This is a genomic window from Seonamhaeicola sp. S2-3 (assembly GCF_001971785.1).
GTDB lineage: Bacteria > Bacteroidota > Bacteroidia > Flavobacteriales > Flavobacteriaceae > Seonamhaeicola.
Genome location: NZ_CP019389.1, coordinates 3338422 through 3355173, shown reverse-complemented (window position 1 = coordinate 3355173; position 16752 = coordinate 3338422). Strand labels below are relative to the sequence as shown.

The 16752-nt window shown below is 29.3% G+C and carries 15 protein-coding genes; 6 read left to right on the top strand and 9 right to left on the bottom strand.

Annotation, left to right across the window (positions count from 1 at the left end; genetic code table 11):
- Window positions 1–126: 126 nt before the first annotated feature.
- The 4 genes from BWZ22_RS14685 (at window position 127) to BWZ22_RS14670 (ending at window position 6400) form a co-directional block, all read left to right on the top strand.
- The gene (locus BWZ22_RS14685; RefSeq protein WP_076701349.1) at window positions 127–1257 is read left to right on the top strand and encodes a DegT/DnrJ/EryC1/StrS aminotransferase family protein; all 1131 of its coding nucleotides are present in this window, start codon (window positions 127–129) and stop codon (window positions 1255–1257) included.
- Window positions 1254–3206 (top strand): nucleoside-diphosphate sugar epimerase/dehydratase, encoded by a 1953-nt coding sequence (locus BWZ22_RS14680; protein WP_076701346.1) that lies wholly within the window; start codon window positions 1254–1256, stop codon window positions 3204–3206. The genes BWZ22_RS14685 and BWZ22_RS14680 overlap by 4 nt, the downstream gene beginning before the upstream one ends.
- 93 nt (window positions 3207–3299) lie before the next feature.
- Window positions 3300–4016 carry a polysaccharide biosynthesis/export family protein gene (locus BWZ22_RS14675; protein ID WP_232225191.1) on the top strand — a complete coding sequence of 239 codons (717 nt, stop codon included), beginning with the start codon at window positions 3300–3302 and terminating at the stop codon, window positions 4014–4016.
- A 14-nt stretch (window positions 4017–4030) separates the two neighbouring features.
- Window positions 4031–6400, top strand: a complete 2370-nt coding sequence (locus tag BWZ22_RS14670; protein ID WP_076701341.1) for a polysaccharide biosynthesis tyrosine autokinase — start codon at window positions 4031–4033, stop codon at window positions 6398–6400.
- 3 nt (window positions 6401–6403) lie between these two features.
- Here BWZ22_RS14670 and BWZ22_RS14665 read toward each other — a convergent pair whose 3' ends face one another.
- Window positions 6404–7153 carry a tyrosine-protein phosphatase gene (locus BWZ22_RS14665; RefSeq protein WP_076701339.1) on the bottom strand — a complete coding sequence of 250 codons (750 nt, stop codon included), beginning with the start codon at window positions 7151–7153 and terminating at the stop codon, window positions 6404–6406.
- Window positions 7154–7173: 20 nt separating this feature from the next.
- Window positions 7174–8241 carry a 3-dehydroquinate synthase gene (gene aroB / locus BWZ22_RS14660; RefSeq protein ID WP_076701336.1) on the bottom strand — a complete coding sequence of 356 codons (1068 nt, stop codon included), beginning with the start codon at window positions 8239–8241 and terminating at the stop codon, window positions 7174–7176.
- 94 nt (window positions 8242–8335) lie between these two features.
- On the opposite strand from aroB, the gene BWZ22_RS14655 reads away from it, so the two are divergent.
- Window positions 8336–9514, top strand: a complete 1179-nt coding sequence (locus tag BWZ22_RS14655) for a proline dehydrogenase family protein (RefSeq protein ID WP_076701334.1) — start codon at window positions 8336–8338, stop codon at window positions 9512–9514.
- 1 nt (window position 9515) lies between these two features.
- Here BWZ22_RS14655 and BWZ22_RS14650 read toward each other — a convergent pair whose 3' ends face one another.
- The 4 genes from BWZ22_RS14650 to BWZ22_RS14635 form a co-directional block, all read right to left on the bottom strand.
- The gene (locus BWZ22_RS14650) at window positions 9516–10589 is read right to left on the bottom strand and encodes an SDR family NAD(P)-dependent oxidoreductase (protein ID WP_076701331.1); all 1074 of its coding nucleotides are present in this window, start codon (window positions 10587–10589) and stop codon (window positions 9516–9518) included.
- 110 nt (window positions 10590–10699) lie between these two features.
- Window positions 10700–11293 (bottom strand): sugar transferase, encoded by a 594-nt coding sequence (locus tag BWZ22_RS14645; RefSeq protein WP_083692383.1) that lies wholly within the window; start codon window positions 11291–11293, stop codon window positions 10700–10702.
- 3 nt (window positions 11294–11296) lie between these two features.
- Window positions 11297–11650: a hypothetical protein gene (locus tag BWZ22_RS14640; protein ID WP_076701328.1), complete on the bottom strand. Its 354-nt coding sequence runs from the start codon at window positions 11648–11650 to the stop codon at window positions 11297–11299.
- A gap of 23 nt (window positions 11651–11673) precedes the next feature.
- Window positions 11674–12873, bottom strand: a complete 1200-nt coding sequence (locus BWZ22_RS14635; protein ID WP_076701326.1) for an alanine dehydrogenase — start codon at window positions 12871–12873, stop codon at window positions 11674–11676.
- Window positions 12874–13046: 173 nt separating this feature from the next.
- Between BWZ22_RS14635 and BWZ22_RS14630 the strand changes: the two genes are divergently transcribed.
- Window positions 13047–15458 carry an outer membrane beta-barrel protein gene (locus BWZ22_RS14630; RefSeq protein WP_076701323.1) on the top strand — a complete coding sequence of 804 codons (2412 nt, stop codon included), beginning with the start codon at window positions 13047–13049 and terminating at the stop codon, window positions 15456–15458.
- Here BWZ22_RS14630 and BWZ22_RS14625 read toward each other — a convergent pair.
- The 3 genes from BWZ22_RS14625 to tsaE all read right to left on the bottom strand — a co-directional run bounded on the left by BWZ22_RS14625 (window position 15455) and on the right by tsaE (window position 16684).
- Window positions 15455–15928 (bottom strand): hypothetical protein, encoded by a 474-nt coding sequence (locus tag BWZ22_RS14625; RefSeq protein ID WP_232225189.1) that lies wholly within the window; start codon window positions 15926–15928, stop codon window positions 15455–15457. The two genes, BWZ22_RS14630 and BWZ22_RS14625, sit on opposite strands and share 4 nt — an antisense overlap.
- Before the next feature lie 10 nt (window positions 15929–15938).
- Entirely contained in the window at window positions 15939–16082 is a 144-nt protein-coding gene (locus BWZ22_RS16815) for a hypothetical protein (protein ID WP_198027627.1), read from the bottom strand.
- 185 nt (window positions 16083–16267) lie between these two features.
- A complete protein-coding gene (tsaE, locus tag BWZ22_RS14620) occupies window positions 16268–16684 on the bottom strand; it encodes a tRNA (adenosine(37)-N6)-threonylcarbamoyltransferase complex ATPase subunit type 1 TsaE (RefSeq protein ID WP_076702545.1) in 417 nt (138 codons plus the stop codon).
- Window positions 16685–16752 lie beyond the last annotated feature (68 nt).

The window sequence follows — 16752 nt, the reverse complement described above, 5'->3', positions numbered from 1 at the left end:
CTAATTATGAAAATTAATTTTGTTTTTATGTTGAGAGGGAAATCCATGAAATTTATTTTAAAATTTTGAATAGGATGAAAATTCTATTAATGGGTTTGTATGCTCTTAATTTAACTAAAATAACAAATGTTGACTAAGACAAAAATATATTTATCATCACCACACATGGGCGGTACAGAACAAAAGTTTGTTAAAGAAGCTTTTGATACCAACTGGATTGCACCTTTAGGTCCTAATGTTAATGGTTTTGAAAGTGATATAGAAAATTACTTAGGAAACAGCAAGCATGTAGCAGTTCTTAGTTCTGGTACGGCAGCCATTCATTTAGCTTTACAATTGCTAAATGTAACATCAGGTGATGAAGTTTTATGTCAAAGTTTTACTTTTTCAGCTTCAGCTAACCCTATCATTTATCAAGGAGCAACTCCTGTTTTTATTGATAGTGAGGAAGATACGTGGAATATGTCGCCAGAGTTATTAGAAATAGCTATAAAAGATAGGATTGAAAAAAACAAAACACCTAAAGCCATTATTGCTGTTCATTTATATGGTATGCCATATAAGGCAAAAGAAATAAATGCTATAGCCAAAAAATATGACATACCTGTTATAGAAGATAGTGCCGAGGCTTTGGGCAGCACATATTTTAACCAATCTTGTGGAACGTTATCAGATATAGCTATTTTATCATTTAACGGTAATAAAATAATTACCACTTCTGGAGGCGGCGCATTGATAACTAAAGATGCTGAATTAAAAAATAAAGCCGTTTTCTTATCTACACAAGCTAGAGATAACGCGCCTCATTATCAACATTCTACTATAGGTTATAATTATAGAATGAGTAATGTTGTTGCAGGTATTGGTCGTGGACAAATGGAAGTTCTTGATGATAGAGTAGAAGCAAGAAGAAAGAATTATGAATTTTATAAACAAAGTTTATCTAAATATGATTCGATAACATTTTTAGATGAGCCTACAGGTTTTTATTCTAATAGATGGTTAACATGTATTAAAACAAGCAGTTATGAAATGCGTGAACAAATACGATTAGCTTTATTAGAAGAAGATATAGAATCTAGACCACTTTGGAAACCCATGCACATGCAGCCCGTTTTTAAAGATTATTTACATTTCACTAATGGTATATCTGAAGAACTTTTTGAAAAAGGACTTTGTTTACCTAGTGGCTCCAACTTAACCCAAAATGATTTAGACCGTATTCTAAATATAGTATTAAAATCCCCATACCTATGATAAGAAACTACTTTACCAGTTTATCACAAAGATACGCCTCAAAATGGCTTGTATTTTTTATTGATTTATCCGTTGTACTAACAACCCTTTTTGTTGCCTATTTAGTAAGGTTTAATTTTACATTAAATTTTGATACTAAGCAATTTTTGCTTCAAGTACCATTTATGGCATTAGTTTCAGCTATCAGTTTCTTACTGGTAAGCTCTCATAAAAGTGTTATTAGGCATACAGGGTTTACAGATGTTGTAAATGTTTTTAAAGCTGTTATGTTAATAGCTACTATAGCTTCGGTTGCCATAATAATTAATAGAATAACTTTATTTGTCCCTAGTTTTACTATACCGTTATCTATTATAGTTATCCATTCTCTATTGAGTTTTGTGGCATTAGCAGGTAGTAGGTTGGTGTTTAAAATAGCTTACAACCACATAAAGTGTAAGTTAAAAACATCTAAAAATATTTTAATTTATGGTGCTGGAGATTCTGGTATTGTAACTTATAATGCTTTATTAAACGGAACCGATAAAAATTTCAACATCATTAATTTTATTGATGACGATATTAAAAAGCGCGGTAAAGTTATTAATGGAATTAACATTATTCCTCTAAAAAAAATAAACGAAAAGTTTATAAAAAGTAATAATATAGATGAAATCATTGTAGCATCTCAAAGTATAGACCCAAAAAAACTTATTAGCTTGGTTGGATGTTTAACTGATTTAGAGGTTCAAGTTAAAAAGGTACCGCCTATTGAAAAGTGGATTGACGGTGAGTTTAGCGCAAACCAAATTAAACAAGTTCAAATTGAAGACTTATTAGGTCGTCCTTCAATTCAAATAGATAATCCTAATCTTATAAATGAGTTTAGAGGAGAAACCGTTATTGTTACTGGAGCAGCTGGATCAATAGGTAGTGAATTAGTAAATCAGTTATCTAATTTTGATTTAAAGCATTTAATACTAGTAGACCAAGCAGAATCGGCTTTATACGATGTACAACAAGATTTGAAACGTGCTGGGAAACACAATTTTACAGCTATAGTTGCTGATATTAGAGATGGTTTACGTATAGATTCTATTTTTCAATATCACAAACCCACTATGGTGTTTCATGCAGCAGCATATAAGCATGTACCATTAATGGAAAAATCGCCTTATGAAGCTATTAAAATTAATGTAAACGGTACTAAGTTATTAGCAGATACAGCCTCAAGATATAATGTTAAGAAATTTGTTTTTGTGTCAACCGATAAAGCTGTAAATCCAACAAGTGTTATGGGAGCCACTAAACGAATGGCTGAGATGTATATTACTTGCTTGCAAAAAGAAAGTAAAACTAAATTCATAACCACTAGATTTGGAAATGTTTTAGGCTCTAACGGTTCTGTGATTCCTTTATTTAAAAAGCAAATAGAAGAAGGCGGTCCATTAACTTTAACTCATAAAGATATAACAAGGTATTTTATGACCATTCCAGAAGCTTCACAATTAGTTTTAGAAGCTGGAACTATGGGTAAAGGAGGAGAAATATTTATTTTTGACATGGGCGAATCTGTGAAGATTTATGATTTAGCTAAAAACATGATAAAATTATCAGGTTTGAGATATCCTGAGGACATTGATATAAAAATTACAGGTTTAAGACCAGGCGAAAAACTTTATGAAGAACTACTAGCTAATGGCGAAAATACGTTATCAACTTATCATAAAAAGATTATGATTAGTAAAACTAGAGAACTTGATCATGATAAGGTTAAAAGTGATATAGAGGAACTTTGTATTATGAATCGTTTCCAAAACAATAATATTGTATTGAAAATGAAACAGTTAATACCAGAGTATAAATCTAATAACTCAGACTACGAACGCTTTGATAAACGCGTTCAAATTTATAAGAAAGTTAAGAGTGTTTCAAAAGAGTCTGATAATAAAGCTTACAGCGGCCTTTAATAAATAGTTTAATTTTATTACTTTACCCCAAATTATTTAAAAATGAATATGTCTTTTTTAAAGCCTAGTACATTATTTGTTATATTTTTTTTAATGTTAACGTCATGTTATACCAAAAAAGATATCGTATACTTCCAAAATGCGAAAAATTTTGAAACAATTGTAGATACAGATACCTTTAGAGCCAAGTTAAAAATAGGGGATGTTTTAAGTATTAATGTGTCTACATTAAATTTAGAAGTTACAAGACCCTACAATTTAATGGAGGCTACAGGAGGAGAAGAAGGTGGTAAATTAATAGATTATTTAATAGATTCTGACGGTAATATAGATTATCCTGTTTTGGGTAAAGTTAAACTTGTAGGATTAACAGTTGAGGAAGCTAAACAATTATTAAAAAAGAAGTTTGAAGAAGGAGGGCTATTAAAAGACCCTGTAGTTATTATAAGAATAAAAAACTATCGTGTAGCTATCATGGGGTGGGTTAATAGACCAGGTGTTTATCCTATTGGTAGTGAACGTCTTTCTATACTAGAAGCTATTGCTATGGCAGGCGACTTAAATATATACGGAAAAAGAAAAGATGTTTTAGTTATAAGAGATTTTAATGGCACTAAAACTTATACAGAAATAGATCTTACAAGTAAGGAAGTGTTTAATTCTCCTGTATTTTATTTAACTCAGAATGACATTGTTTATGTAAAACCCAACAGAGGTGCTATAAGCGCAGCTAATGGAGACGCAAGAATAGGTATAATTTCTTCTTTGGCTAGTATTGCCATAAGTTTAACTTTAATTTTCACAAGATAATTTTTAAGTAAAAAATGGATAGTCTTAGTCAAAAAAACAGTCCTTTTCAAAACTTTGATATAAAGAAAGCGCTTTCACTATACCTTAAGCAGTGGAAATGGTTTGCATTATGTATTGCTATATCTTTAAGTGTTGCCTATTTTACTATAAAATCTACTGTACCAAAATTTAAAGTAGTATCTAAAATAATGGTGTTGGAGGATTCTGATAACGAATCTGGGAAGGCAGCTATTAAAGATTTAACAATTTTTTCTGGTTCGCAAGAATCTGGAATGGAAGATGAATTGCAAATTATTAAATCTAGAAGCTTTTTGAGAAATATAGTAACTAAGCTTAATTTGAATGTTCAATTTTTTTCTAAGGGTAGAGTTAAAGAATATGAAATTTACAAAAACACTCCAATTAAAATTAATTTTATAGAGTCTGACTCTTTAATACATAAAACAAGTTATAATTGTTTTATAGAGCCTTTATCTACTACAGAATTTAATTTTTGGGTAAATGAAGATGATACGCCTAAAAAATTAACCTTTGGAGAAAAAATTGACACACATTTTGGAGGAATAATATTTACGCCTAAGGAAAATAAAATTAAAGGTTTTATAAATCAGACTATTAGAGTTAAAATTACTCCTGTAGAAAACAAGATACAGTATTTAAAGCAAAAAATTAATGTTTATTTATCTAGAGAGTCTTCTAAGATTGTAAATATATCAATGGAAGATCCTATTGAACAAAAAGCGATTGATATTGTCGGTTTACTTGTTAATGAATATAATTCATCTACAATAGATAAAAAAAGAAAGCAAGCTATTAATACGGCCAATTTTATTAATGAACGTGTTAAATCTATTTCATCAGACTTAGAAAGTGTTGATGATAGTATAGTTGGTTTTAAATCAAGAAATAAAATAACTGATATTTCATCTACAGCAACTCAAGCATTAACCTCTAGTGTTCAAAATGAACAACTTATACAGGATGTAACTACCCAAATTAATATGCTAGACTATATGAGTGGATCTCTAGGTGATAATCCTTATGAAAGTGTTCCTTCTAATCTTGGAGCTGGAGACCCCGCAATAATGGCACTAGCATCAAGATATAATGATTTATTAGCCCAAAGAGGAAATTATTTAAAAAGTGCGGGCGAAAATAATGCTGTTGTAGTAGAACTTGACAATACACTTGCTCAAATAAGAAGTAGCTTAAAACAAAGTATTAATAACACAAAACAAACTTTAAACATCCAACTAAGAGGATTAAAAAATTCTTCTAGAAAAATTAATTCTAAATTATATTCTGCTCCAGATCAAGAAAGGGTTATAAGGTCAATTGAAAGAACACAATCAATAAAAGAGGCTATATACATATTTTTGCTTGAAAAAAGAGAAGAAGCTACTATATCTATTTCTTCAATTTCTCCAGCAATTAAAATAGTTGAGGAGCCCTATAGTTTAGGTAGTACAATTTCACCAACTCCTATGGTAGCTTACTTAGGTGCGCTATTCATTGGGCTTTTTATTCCTTTTGGGGTTATCTATGTAAAAGATTTATTAGATACTAAAATTCATAATAAAGAAGATTTACAAAATGAAATTAAAAATATTACTGTTTTAGGTGAAATTCCTAATTTTGGTAAAAAAGAAAATGGATTAATTAAAAGAAATGATAGGTCTATAATGTCTGAATCTTTTAGAATTATAAGAACTAATTTTGATTATGTTAAAAGAGGACGAAATATACAAGACTATGATAATGTTGTATTTGTAACATCAACAATTAATAGTGAAGGTAAGTCTTTTGTTAGTTTAAATACAGCTTTAACATTAGCTAATACTGGAAAAAGGGTATTATTAATAGGAGCTGATATTAGAAACCCTCAAATATATTCTGCTATAAAGAACAAGGTAGGTGAAAATCAATCTAATGTGGGATTAACTGAATACCTATTTGATAAATCAATCATATTAGGTGAAACCATTAATTCTTATGATATTAATGAGATTCCAATAGATATTATGCTTTCTGGTAAAGTACCGCCAAATCCTGCAGAATTATTAATGAGTGATAGAATGAAAACCTTATTTGATGATGCTTCTAAACAATATGATTATGTAATTGTTGATACAGCTCCATCTATGTTGGTAACAGACACCTTGTTAATTAGTCAATATGCAGGACATACCATTTATGTAACTAGAGCAGGATACACTGAAAAACGTATTCTTAATTTTGCAAAAGAATTGCATGAAGACCATAAGCTAAATGGAATGATGCTTGTTGTTAATGATGTAAAACAATCTAACTTTGGTTATGGTGCAAAATACGGTTATTACGGAGCGCCTAAAAAGAAAGGCCTTTTTGGAAGATTTAAAGCTTAAGGATTAAGTTACAGAAAATACATTATTAGTATTTTCTACTATGGGTTTTAAATTATCATAAACTTTATTAGTAATAGCTAATTTTGAAAGTTTTATAATGTGGTTTTTATTGTGAACATCTGTTCCTGCAAAATCAAATAAGTTTTTCTCTAGTAAGTATTTTGCGGTATTTTCTGCACCGTTGCCATAGTGACCACTTAATGATAATAAGTTAAGCTGAAAAAAACAACCTAGTTGTTTTAATCTTAAGTAGTAATCTAATTTATTATGGTAAAAAGAATATCTTTCTGGGTGCGCTAAAACTGGTAAATATCCTTGGCTTTTGATATTAAAAATAATGTCTTCTAAATTAATAGGTGCTTGGTAATAAGACATTTCTACTAGAATATAATTTTTCTTTAAAGTGTATAAACCTTTGTTTTTTAGAAGTTCTTCAAAGTTGTGATCTAGCATATATTCAGCCGCAGGATTAATAGCGATATCTGAAAGTAATTTTGTTTTATTTAATGCTTCTAATAAAATCTCATAAGAATCTCCAATACTTTCATCTGTATTAGGGTAGTAATCTTGCATTACATGAGGCGTAGGTATAAATTGATTAATCCCTAATTTTTTTAGCCCTTTAATTAATTCAATAGATTCATGAACGGTTTTGGCTCCATCATCTATTCCTGGTAGGATATGGTTATGAATATCTACAAAGTTGTTAAGTAAATCTTTTACAAATATTTTTTTTGAAAAAAAATGAAACATATAAACGATACCGTACTTAATTAATCTGCATAATAATCAAAGGCTTCAATGATTATTTTTTCATCTACAATACAATCAATTTTAGGTTTACCAATAGATTCTAATAACACAAAATTTATATTTCCGTGGTTGTTTTTCTTGTCGTATTTAAGTAACTCAATAATTGATGCATATTCGTTTTTGTCTATTGTAACTTTTCCGTAGTAACTTAAAAACAAGGCTTTAATTTTATTAGTTTTTTCTCTAGAAAAACCCGTTAGAGTTGACGAGATGTAAAGAGCCAAAATCATGCCAACAATTATAGCTTCGCCATGTAACAGTTTGGTTTTATTAGGATTACTTAAAAAATAAGATTCAATAGCATGTCCTAGTGTATGACCAAAATTTAAGGTTTTACGCAAACCATCTTCAAAAGGATCTTCTTCAACAACATTCTTTTTTATAATGACAGATTGATAAATTAATTCATCTAAATCAGCCAAATTAAGTGCTGCTAAATCTTGAAATCTATTCCAATAATTTTCATCACTAATTAACCCATGCTTTAGCATTTCTGCTAAACCAGAACGCATTTGATTTGCTGGAAGTGTGTTTAAAAAATTAGGGTCTATAAGTACCAAATCAGGGTTGCTTATAACACCTATTTGATTTTTTAAGTGTCCTAAATCTACACCTGTTTTACCACCAACCGATGCATCTACCATAGAAAGTAGGGTAGTAGGAATATTTATATAAGCAATACCTCTTTTAAAAGTACAAGCAACAAAACCACCTAAATCTGTAATAACACCACCGCCTATGTTTATCATTAAACTTTTCCTATCGGCATCAAGATCAGAAAGCGTATTCCAAACGCCTACACAAGTATCAATAGTCTTGTTTTCTTCACCAGATTCAATTTCAATTATTTCAATTTCAGTATTGGTTTCAAATTTTTCTAAAAAATAAGGTAAGCAATATTGATGGGTATTTTCATCAACAAGAATAAAAATCTTTGAGTAATTATTCTTTTCAACATGTTTATTTATAGCTGTATAGCAATTATTATTAAAATGAATTGTACAATCTTTATAAGTAATAGAATCCATGAAAATTAGCTTTTTTTAAGGCTGTGAAATTAAGGAGATTTTATATAAAATGATAACTTCTGGTTAATTATATTTGCTGTAAATTTTATTGATAATGCAAAAAACTGAAAGAATTTTTGATAATACCGAAATTGCTTTTTCTTTAAAAAACGATTCAGAATTAGAGCGCGCTTACTTTTTATTTAAAATGATATCTATTGAGCCGCTAGTTAAAATTGGTACAGCAGCCACCAATTTTGCAATTAAAGCTAGATTACCTATTGAAGGATTAATCCGTTCTACCGTGTTTGATCATTTTTGTGGAGGCGTTAATGAAGATGATTGCCTACCCGTAATAGATAAAATGTTTAGCAAGGGAGTGAGTTCTGTATTAGATTATTCTGTTGAAGGTAAAGATATTGAAGATGAATTTGATGCAGCGGTTATAAAAGTTCTTAAAATTATTGATTTTGCAAAAAATATTGATGCGATTCCTATAGCTGTTTTTAAGCCAACGGGTTTTGGTAGATTAAGTTTATATGAAAAGGTTGGTTCTGGCAAGAAATTATCTGAAAATGAACAATTAGAATGGGCTAAAGTTGTAGAGCGTTATGATACTGTATGTAGTAAAGCTAAAGAAAATGATGTTGCCGTTTTAATTGATGCCGAAGAAAGTTGGATGCAAGATGCTGCAGATAATTTGGTTACCCAAATGATGAAAAAATACAATAAAGAAAAACCTATAGTATTTAATACACTGCAAATGTATAGGCATGATAGAATGGATTTTTTAAAGAAAGAACACAAAAAGGCTATTAAAGAAAATTATTTTCTTGGTTATAAGCTTGTTAGAGGTGCTTATATGGAAAAGGAAAATGAAAGAGCTGAAGAATTAGGTTATAAATCGCCTATTTGTGAAAGTAAATTAGCTACAGATGAGAATTTTAATAATGGCTTACAATATATAATTGATAACTTAGAACGTATTTCGGTTTTTGCAGGTACTCATAATGAAGCGAGTTCTTATTTATTAATGGAATTAATGGATAAAAAGGGCTTAAAAAACAATGACTCTAGAATTTGGTTTGGACAATTATATGGCATGAGTGATCATATTAGTTTTAATTTGGCAAATAAAGGTTATAATGTTGCAAAATATATGCCTTTTGGACCCGTAAAAGATGTTATGCCTTATTTAATACGAAGAGCTGAAGAAAACACATCGGTTGCGGGACAAACCGGAAGAGAATTAGCGCTTTTAAGTAAGGAAAAACAACGACGCAAAAACTTGTAAATTAAATATATGAACGCAATATTGACTTAATTTTTTCTTTAGAAAGATATGGTGTTATGGTTTCTAATTCAGAAAAATTAAGTTTTGAAGAATTAATATTATTGCCATTTTTAACCAAAAAAATGTCTTTATTTTTAGTTGGCAATAAGGCCTCATTTTTTGAAGTAATTTCTTCATTTAGTTTTTCGCCTGGGCGTAAATGGGTAATTACTACCTCTATTTTCACGTTTTTAGAAGCATATAAAACTTTTAGTCTATTAGCTAAATCTATGATTTTAATAGGTTTGCCCATATTAAATGTAAATATGTGATAATTGGTGTAATTAAAGTTAGCAACATCAAGAATAAGCTTACAAGCTTTGTGTTTTGATATAAAAAACCGTGAGATTTCTTTATGGGTTACCGTTATAGGTAAACCTAATTCAATTTGTTTTTTAAATAAAGGCAATACAGAACCATTAGAGCCAAATATATTTCCAAATCGTGTAGAGCAAAAAATAGTGTCGCTAGTTTTGGATAACAGATTTATATAATTTTCTGCAACCTTTTTAGAAATTCCCATAATGCTTATAGGGTTAACTGCTTTGTCAGTAGATATGAAAATAAATTTTTTTACTTTAAAACTATTAGAAATATCAGCGAGCAATTTGGTTCCAAATATGTTTAATTTCACTGCTTCATATGGATTATTTTCCATTAAAGGTACATGTTTGTAAGCTGCCGTATGAAAGATTATAGTTGGCTTATGCCTTTTGAATAGGTTTGTTATAGCTTCTTTTTCTAGAATATTTAAAAGAATGAATTCAACATTTTGTGTGTTTTCAAATTCTACTTCTTTAATTAGGTTATATAAAGGAGATTCAGCTACATCAATTAAAATAAGTTTTTTGAATTTGCTCTTTATTAATTGCTTAGAAAGTTCACTTCCTATTGATCCTGCAGCTCCTGTAATTAATATGGTTTCTTTAGAAAAATCATGCTGAATCATTTTGTGTTTTTTCTTACCCAGCACATCAGGAAATAAATTAGAATCAATTAATAATTCTTCTAAGTATAGATTAGACGGTCTATTCATACGGGGCTTTCTTTCAGTTGAAACGATATTTTATCGGCTGAAATATGTTACAAAGTATAAATAAATACACTCTGTACCAAACACTAAAACATAAACTATTTAATAATGAATTATTTAGCAATCACTTTAATAATAGTTAAAGCAATTAACTTAAGATCAAACCAAAAATTTCGCCGCTCAATATACATTTTATTGTATTTAAGTTTATCAGGAATTATGGTATTTATAAAAAAGTGTTCTGGGTCATCAGCGGCTTTTAACAACTCTACTTCATTTCTGTATTTTAATGAGGCAAGCCCAGTTATACCAGGTCTTACACAGAAGATTTTCATGTCATCTTCACTGTAAAAATTAACATAGTATCTCAGTTCTGGTCTAGGACCAACAAAACTCATATCGCCTTTTAAAATATTTATTAATTGAGGAAATTCATCAATTTTATACCGCCTTAAAAAATAACCTATTTTAGTAACCCTAGCATCTTTATTACCTAAGGTTAGTAACCCTTTTTTTTCTGATGAAACACGCATGGTTCTAAATTTATAGATGTTGAAATCTTTATTGTTTTTACCAACACGACCTTGAATGAAGAGTACAGGTCCTTTAGAATCTAACTTTATTAAAATTGAAATTAATAAAAGAATTGGAAAGAGGATTATTAAGCCTAACAATGAAAAAACCACATCAAATCCTCTTTTAATCATAGTTTATGGAATTTCTTTAAAATTGATTATAGTTGCTATACTATCACAATTTTCAACTGTTAATTCTACAATGTAATCATTATACTCTCCTTCAATCATATAAATACCACAGGGTGTTTTTCTTGGTTCACTTTTAGAAAAATTAACATCGCCACTAGATAAAATATGTTTTATAGCCGCAGTATCTTTTACAAAAGCATGGTTAAAAATAATTTGTTTTGAATTTATGTTTTTTAAAACCCTTGCTTCAGGACCATAATCACATGAAACATCTTTACCATTTAAGAAGAAAGCTAAAATAATAAGACCTATAGATAATCCTCCTAGGTAGTAGCCTAAACGTTGAATAAATTTCATTTAAATAATTTAAGAAAAATTGATTAAAAAATAAGCAAATTAGCATCGCTATAACTCAAACCAAACCATTCACCTACAGGTTTACTGGTTAAAATTCCGTGGTAAAAATACAATCCATTTCTTAAACCTTTATCAAATCTTAAAGAATTTTCAATACCGCCATCTTCAGCTATTTGCATTAAATAAGGCGTAAAAATATTACTAATTGAAATAGAGGCCGTTCTAGAATATCTGGCAGGTATATTAGGAACGCAATAATGAATAACACCGTGTTTTACAAATGTGGGCTGCTTATGAGAGGTTACTTCGCTAGTTTCAAAACACCCACCCATGTCTATACTTACATCTATAATTATAGCGCCTTTTTTCATAGACTGTACTAATGATTCTGATACTACAATAGGCGCTCTGTTTTTACCACGTACAGCACCAATAACCACATCACAGCGTTTTAAAGCTTTGGCTAAGTTTTTTGGTTGAATGGTAGATGTAAAGAAAGGTCTGCCTAAATTGGTTTGAATACACCTTAATTTAGTAATAGAGTTGTCAAAAACTTTAATATTAGCACCCAAGCCCATAGAGCATCTTGCAGCAAATTCACCCACAGTTCCAGCTCCTAAAATAACCACTTCTAACGGCGGAACACCGCTAATGTTTCCAAACATTAATCCGTTACCATTTTTAGTGTCTGAAAGTAATTCTGAAGCAATTAATACAGACGCCGTTCCTGCTATTTCGCTTAATGACCTCACAGCTGGATATGTGCCATCTGCATCACGTATAAACTCAAAAGCTAATGCCGTAATACGTTTAGAAGCTAAGGCCTCAAAATATTTTTTAGTTTGTGTTTTTAATTGTAATGCAGAAATTAATATAGTTTGCGGGTTTATAAGTTTTATTTGTTCTAGAGTAGGGGGTTCTACCTTTAATATCATAGGGCAAGCAAAAACTTTAGCGGTGTCTTTAGTAATTTCTGCTCCAGCCTCACTATAATCTTTATCGCTAAAACTAGCACCTTCACCAGCTCCAGATTCAAGTAATACCTTGTGTCCATTATTAACCAATGCAAAAACGGCATCGGGAGTTAAACATATGCGTTGCTCCTGAAAAGCTGTTTCTTTAGGAATACCAATGAAAAGATCGCCTTTTTTCTTAAAAATTTCAAGTGTTTCTTCTTGAGGTATAAGTTGCTGCTTTGTAAATGGTGAAAGTGGTTTAGACATGGTTTGCTGGTTATTAAAAACAAATTACAAATAATTTTTTTAAAGTAATTAAATTCTAAAAAATAATTAAAATTAACACAAAAAAAGTTAGAATTTATCATAAAATAATTTGAATAATAAAACTGTGGTTTTTCCGTAATAATTTTTTATTTAATTGTTTTATTTTTGTTTATATGTTCAAAATATTATTAGCGCTCTCAACTTTATTATTTTCTTTAACATGTCTCTCTCAAGATTTAGTTTTACAAGGGCGACTTGTTGATGAAAATAATTCTCCCATAGCCTTTGCTAACATAGTTTTACTAGAAAACAATTCAGTTGTTAATGGAACTATATCTAACGAGAATGGAATCTTTAAAATGGAGCAATTAAAAGCTTCAGTTTATACTCTTAAAGCTAGCTTTTTAGGGTATCAAACTATTGAAATTCAAGTTGATTTAAAATCAAATACACAACTTCAAGATATTATTCTCAAAGAAAATTTAGAAACCTTAGACGATGTTACAATAATAGCTAAAAAACCTACTGTAAACAGGATGGTAGATAGGTTGGTTTTTAATGTTGAAAATTCTACACTATCAAATAACAATGTACTAGATGTTTTAACACATACCCCGGGTGTTTTAGTTTACAATGGAGCTATTACTGTAAAAAATGCAACACCTACAATATATATTAATGATAGAAAAGTGCATTTATCAACAACAGAAGTGATGCAATTGCTAGAAGGCACTTCGGCAGGTAATTTAAAATCTATAGAAGTTATAACAAATCCTCCTGCCAAATATGAAGCTGAAGGAGGCGCTGTTATAAATATTATTACAACTAAAAATATAGCAGCTGGATATAACGGAAGTGTTTTTGGCAGTTTTAAACAAGGTTCTGAATATCCAAAATATTCTTATGGTACTAGTCATTTTTTTAAAACTAAAAAATTAAGTACCTATATTAATTTTAATGACAACCCTAAAAAAGAATTTAGACATAATCAGGAATACATAACTTTTTTTGATGATAATGAACAAGTTGGTACAAGTTGGGAAACTGATTTTGTACGCACCAGAAAAACTTCTAATAAATCAATTAATACCAATATAGATTACACCCTTAATGATAATAACAGCATTGGGCTTTCTGCTAACATGCTTATTGCTCCTAGAGAAAACACCAAGAATTTTGTTAATTCTGCAACAAAAGTTTTTAATACTAATAACGAACTAGATTCTTTATTTATAACAGCAGGTAGGCTTGTAGACGAAACTTTTAATTTAGCATTTACTCTTGATTACACACATAGATTTAAAAGAGCAGGAGAGGAGTTGTCGGTTAGTTTACACCGTACCTATTACGATTTTTCTAGTTTTCAAAATGTAGATACAGATTATTTATACCCAGATTATAGTTTAATTAGAGATAATAGGTTTCAAACATTTTCTAGTCAAGTTGTAGATTTAAATACAGGACAGTTGGATTATGTTTTACCCATTGATGAATCATCAGAATTTGAGGCGGGAGGAAAAGCATCAATAATTAGTTCAGAGAGTATTGTTTCTCAATACATATTTAATAATGATATAAAAGAAGAAGATTTAGATAATTCTGACACATTTTTATATGATGAAAATAATTATGCAACTTATGTAAGTTATTCAAAAGATTGGGACTCATGGAGCTTAAAAACAGGACTACGAGCAGAGTATACTAAAACTACAGGAAATTCAATCTCTACTAGTCAAGACAATGAAAATAATTATTTTAAACTATTTCCAACAATACATGTTTTAAACAGAATTAATGAAAATAACGAGGTTTATTTTAACTATAAAAAACGAATTTATCGCCCAAGATACAGACAGTTGAACCCTTTTAAGTATTATTTAAATGATAATGCTTATAAAATAGGCGACCCTTTTTTAAAGCCCCAAATAGATGATGTATTTACTTTAGGGTATACATTTAAAGATTTTACTTTTGAAGCTTACTACCGTATAGAAAATGACCCAACACAAGAAATTGTGTTTCAAGACAATGAAAATAACACATTAAAATACACTCAAACTAATATAGACAAAAGTATTTCTTACGGATTAGATTTTATTACCTATACCCAAATTGCTAAAAAATGGAATGTCTATTTATTAACATCTGTGTTTTACTATGATAATCAGTTTTTTGCTTTAGAAAGCAATAATGAGTTGTTAACATTAGATAAATGGAGTTTTTATGGTCAGTTCATTAATTATTTCTCTTTTTTAAAAGACAATAGTTTAACTGCTGATGTTTCTTACTTATTTATTTCTCCATTAGCTAGTGGCGCTTCTATAACAAGTGAAAGGTCTGGACTGAATATAAATTTAAGAAAAACCTTTTGGAATAACAGGGCGTCTTTAAGTGTTGGTGTAACAGATGTTTTTAACAACCAGAATTTTGACCAAAAAACGAAATATTTGAATCAAAATATTATTATGAATTCCAATATGGAAAACAGATTACTAACCGTTGGGTTCAATTACAAATTTGGTAACTTTAAGTTAAGAACTAATAAAAAAGATATTGATTTAATTGAAAGAGATAGGTTAAATTAAAAGTAATCTTTAATTTTTCCCCAGAAATTTTTTGGTGTCATTTTAAACTCTTCTTCTAATTCTTCTAATGTTTTATTGGCATCATTTATTTTATTGAAAATTTTTGCTCTAATTAAATATATGGAAGGTATAATGATAGCCATAATAGGTATTAAGTATATTAATTGATTGGAATCTATGTAGTTCAAATCAGAAGCTACTGTTCCAAATATTTGATATGCATACATTGCTATTGGTACTAACAAGACATGATACCACCAATGCCTACAAGTGAAAAACCATATAAATAAAAGAAAAATTGGGATTACTTTACCTGTTAAAGTCCAAACTAAAACAGAAACATTTTCGTAATAGTTACTTTTATAGGTACCAAAAAAAGTGTCCCATGATTTGACATCTGGAACACTTTCATATAAGTAAAATAAATAAGGAGTGATTGCGATTAGCGTAGCAACAATGCTACCACCCACAAGTCCTTTTTTATCCGCAAATTGGAATTTTGATTTTTGATTTTTCGATTTTAGCGGTTTGTTGTCCATCTACGTTGTACGTTGTTACAGCATTAGCTAAAAACACCATACCTCCAAAAATTGCCATTGCAATTAAATACTTTTTTGTTTTCATAATTTTAGGGATTTAATTAATTAATACCCCAAATTTATATAATCACCATCTTGCTAAATAGTTGTAAATGTTAAAAAAACGTTAAAAGCTTTGTTTTTTAAAATTTGTGTTGTGGTTTTTCCGTAAAAGTTAAAGAACAGGAGGGTTTGTGGTTGTTTTAAGTTTTTAGCTTTGCATATTTTTGTTTAATTAGGTTTAAAATTTAGTGTTAATGTTCTAGAATTGTCCTCATTTAATTCAATTTCAATTCTATTATATTGTTCAATTTCTATGTCTTCAATTAACTCTGGCCATTCTACAATCACCCATTCATTAGAGTATAAATAATCTTCAATTCCAAAACTAAAAGCTTCTTCCAAATTATTTATTCTATATAAATCAAAATGGTAAATTAAATTTTCTTTTGCTTCATATTCATTAACAATAGAAAATGTTGGGCTACTTACCTCTTCATTACTTCCTAAATATTCTACTAAAGATTTTACTAAAGTTGTTTTACCAACTCCCATATCACCATATAAAAAAATGGTTTTACTAGTTGCATTATTAATAATCTCTTTAGCTACGTTATTTATATTATCTAATGTATAAGTCAATTTCAAACTAAACAATGTTTATTACAATAATAGGTATATATTTTTAAATTTCCTAGTTAAAAACGCATTTCAAC

Excerpts from the sequence above, each read along its gene's own strand:
- BWZ22_RS14685 (WP_076701349.1), top strand. The coding sequence starts at position 127 with ATGTTGACTAAGACAAAAATATATTTATCATCACCACACATGGGCGGT.
- BWZ22_RS14680 (WP_076701346.1), top strand. The coding sequence starts at position 1,254 with ATGATAAGAAACTACTTTACCAGTTTATCACAAAGATACGCCTCAAAA.
- BWZ22_RS14675 (WP_232225191.1), top strand. The coding sequence starts at position 3,300 with ATGTTAACGTCATGTTATACCAAAAAAGATATCGTATACTTCCAAAAT.
- BWZ22_RS14670 (WP_076701341.1), top strand. The coding sequence starts at position 4,031 with ATGGATAGTCTTAGTCAAAAAAACAGTCCTTTTCAAAACTTTGATATA.
- BWZ22_RS14665 (WP_076701339.1), bottom strand. The coding sequence starts at position 7,153 with ATGTTTCATTTTTTTTCAAAAAAAATATTTGTAAAAGATTTACTTAAC.
- aroB (WP_076701336.1), bottom strand. The coding sequence starts at position 8,241 with ATGGATTCTATTACTTATAAAGATTGTACAATTCATTTTAATAATAAT.
- BWZ22_RS14655 (WP_076701334.1), top strand. The coding sequence starts at position 8,336 with ATGCAAAAAACTGAAAGAATTTTTGATAATACCGAAATTGCTTTTTCT.
- BWZ22_RS14650 (WP_076701331.1), bottom strand. The coding sequence starts at position 10,589 with ATGAATAGACCGTCTAATCTATACTTAGAAGAATTATTAATTGATTCT.
- BWZ22_RS14645 (WP_083692383.1), bottom strand. The coding sequence starts at position 11,293 with ATGATTAAAAGAGGATTTGATGTGGTTTTTTCATTGTTAGGCTTAATA.
- BWZ22_RS14640 (WP_076701328.1), bottom strand. The coding sequence starts at position 11,650 with ATGAAATTTATTCAACGTTTAGGCTACTACCTAGGAGGATTATCTATA.
- BWZ22_RS14635 (WP_076701326.1), bottom strand. The coding sequence starts at position 12,873 with ATGTCTAAACCACTTTCACCATTTACAAAGCAGCAACTTATACCTCAA.
- BWZ22_RS14630 (WP_076701323.1), top strand. The coding sequence starts at position 13,047 with ATGTTCAAAATATTATTAGCGCTCTCAACTTTATTATTTTCTTTAACA.
- BWZ22_RS16815 (WP_198027627.1), bottom strand. The coding sequence starts at position 16,082 with ATGAAAACAAAAAAGTATTTAATTGCAATGGCAATTTTTGGAGGTATG.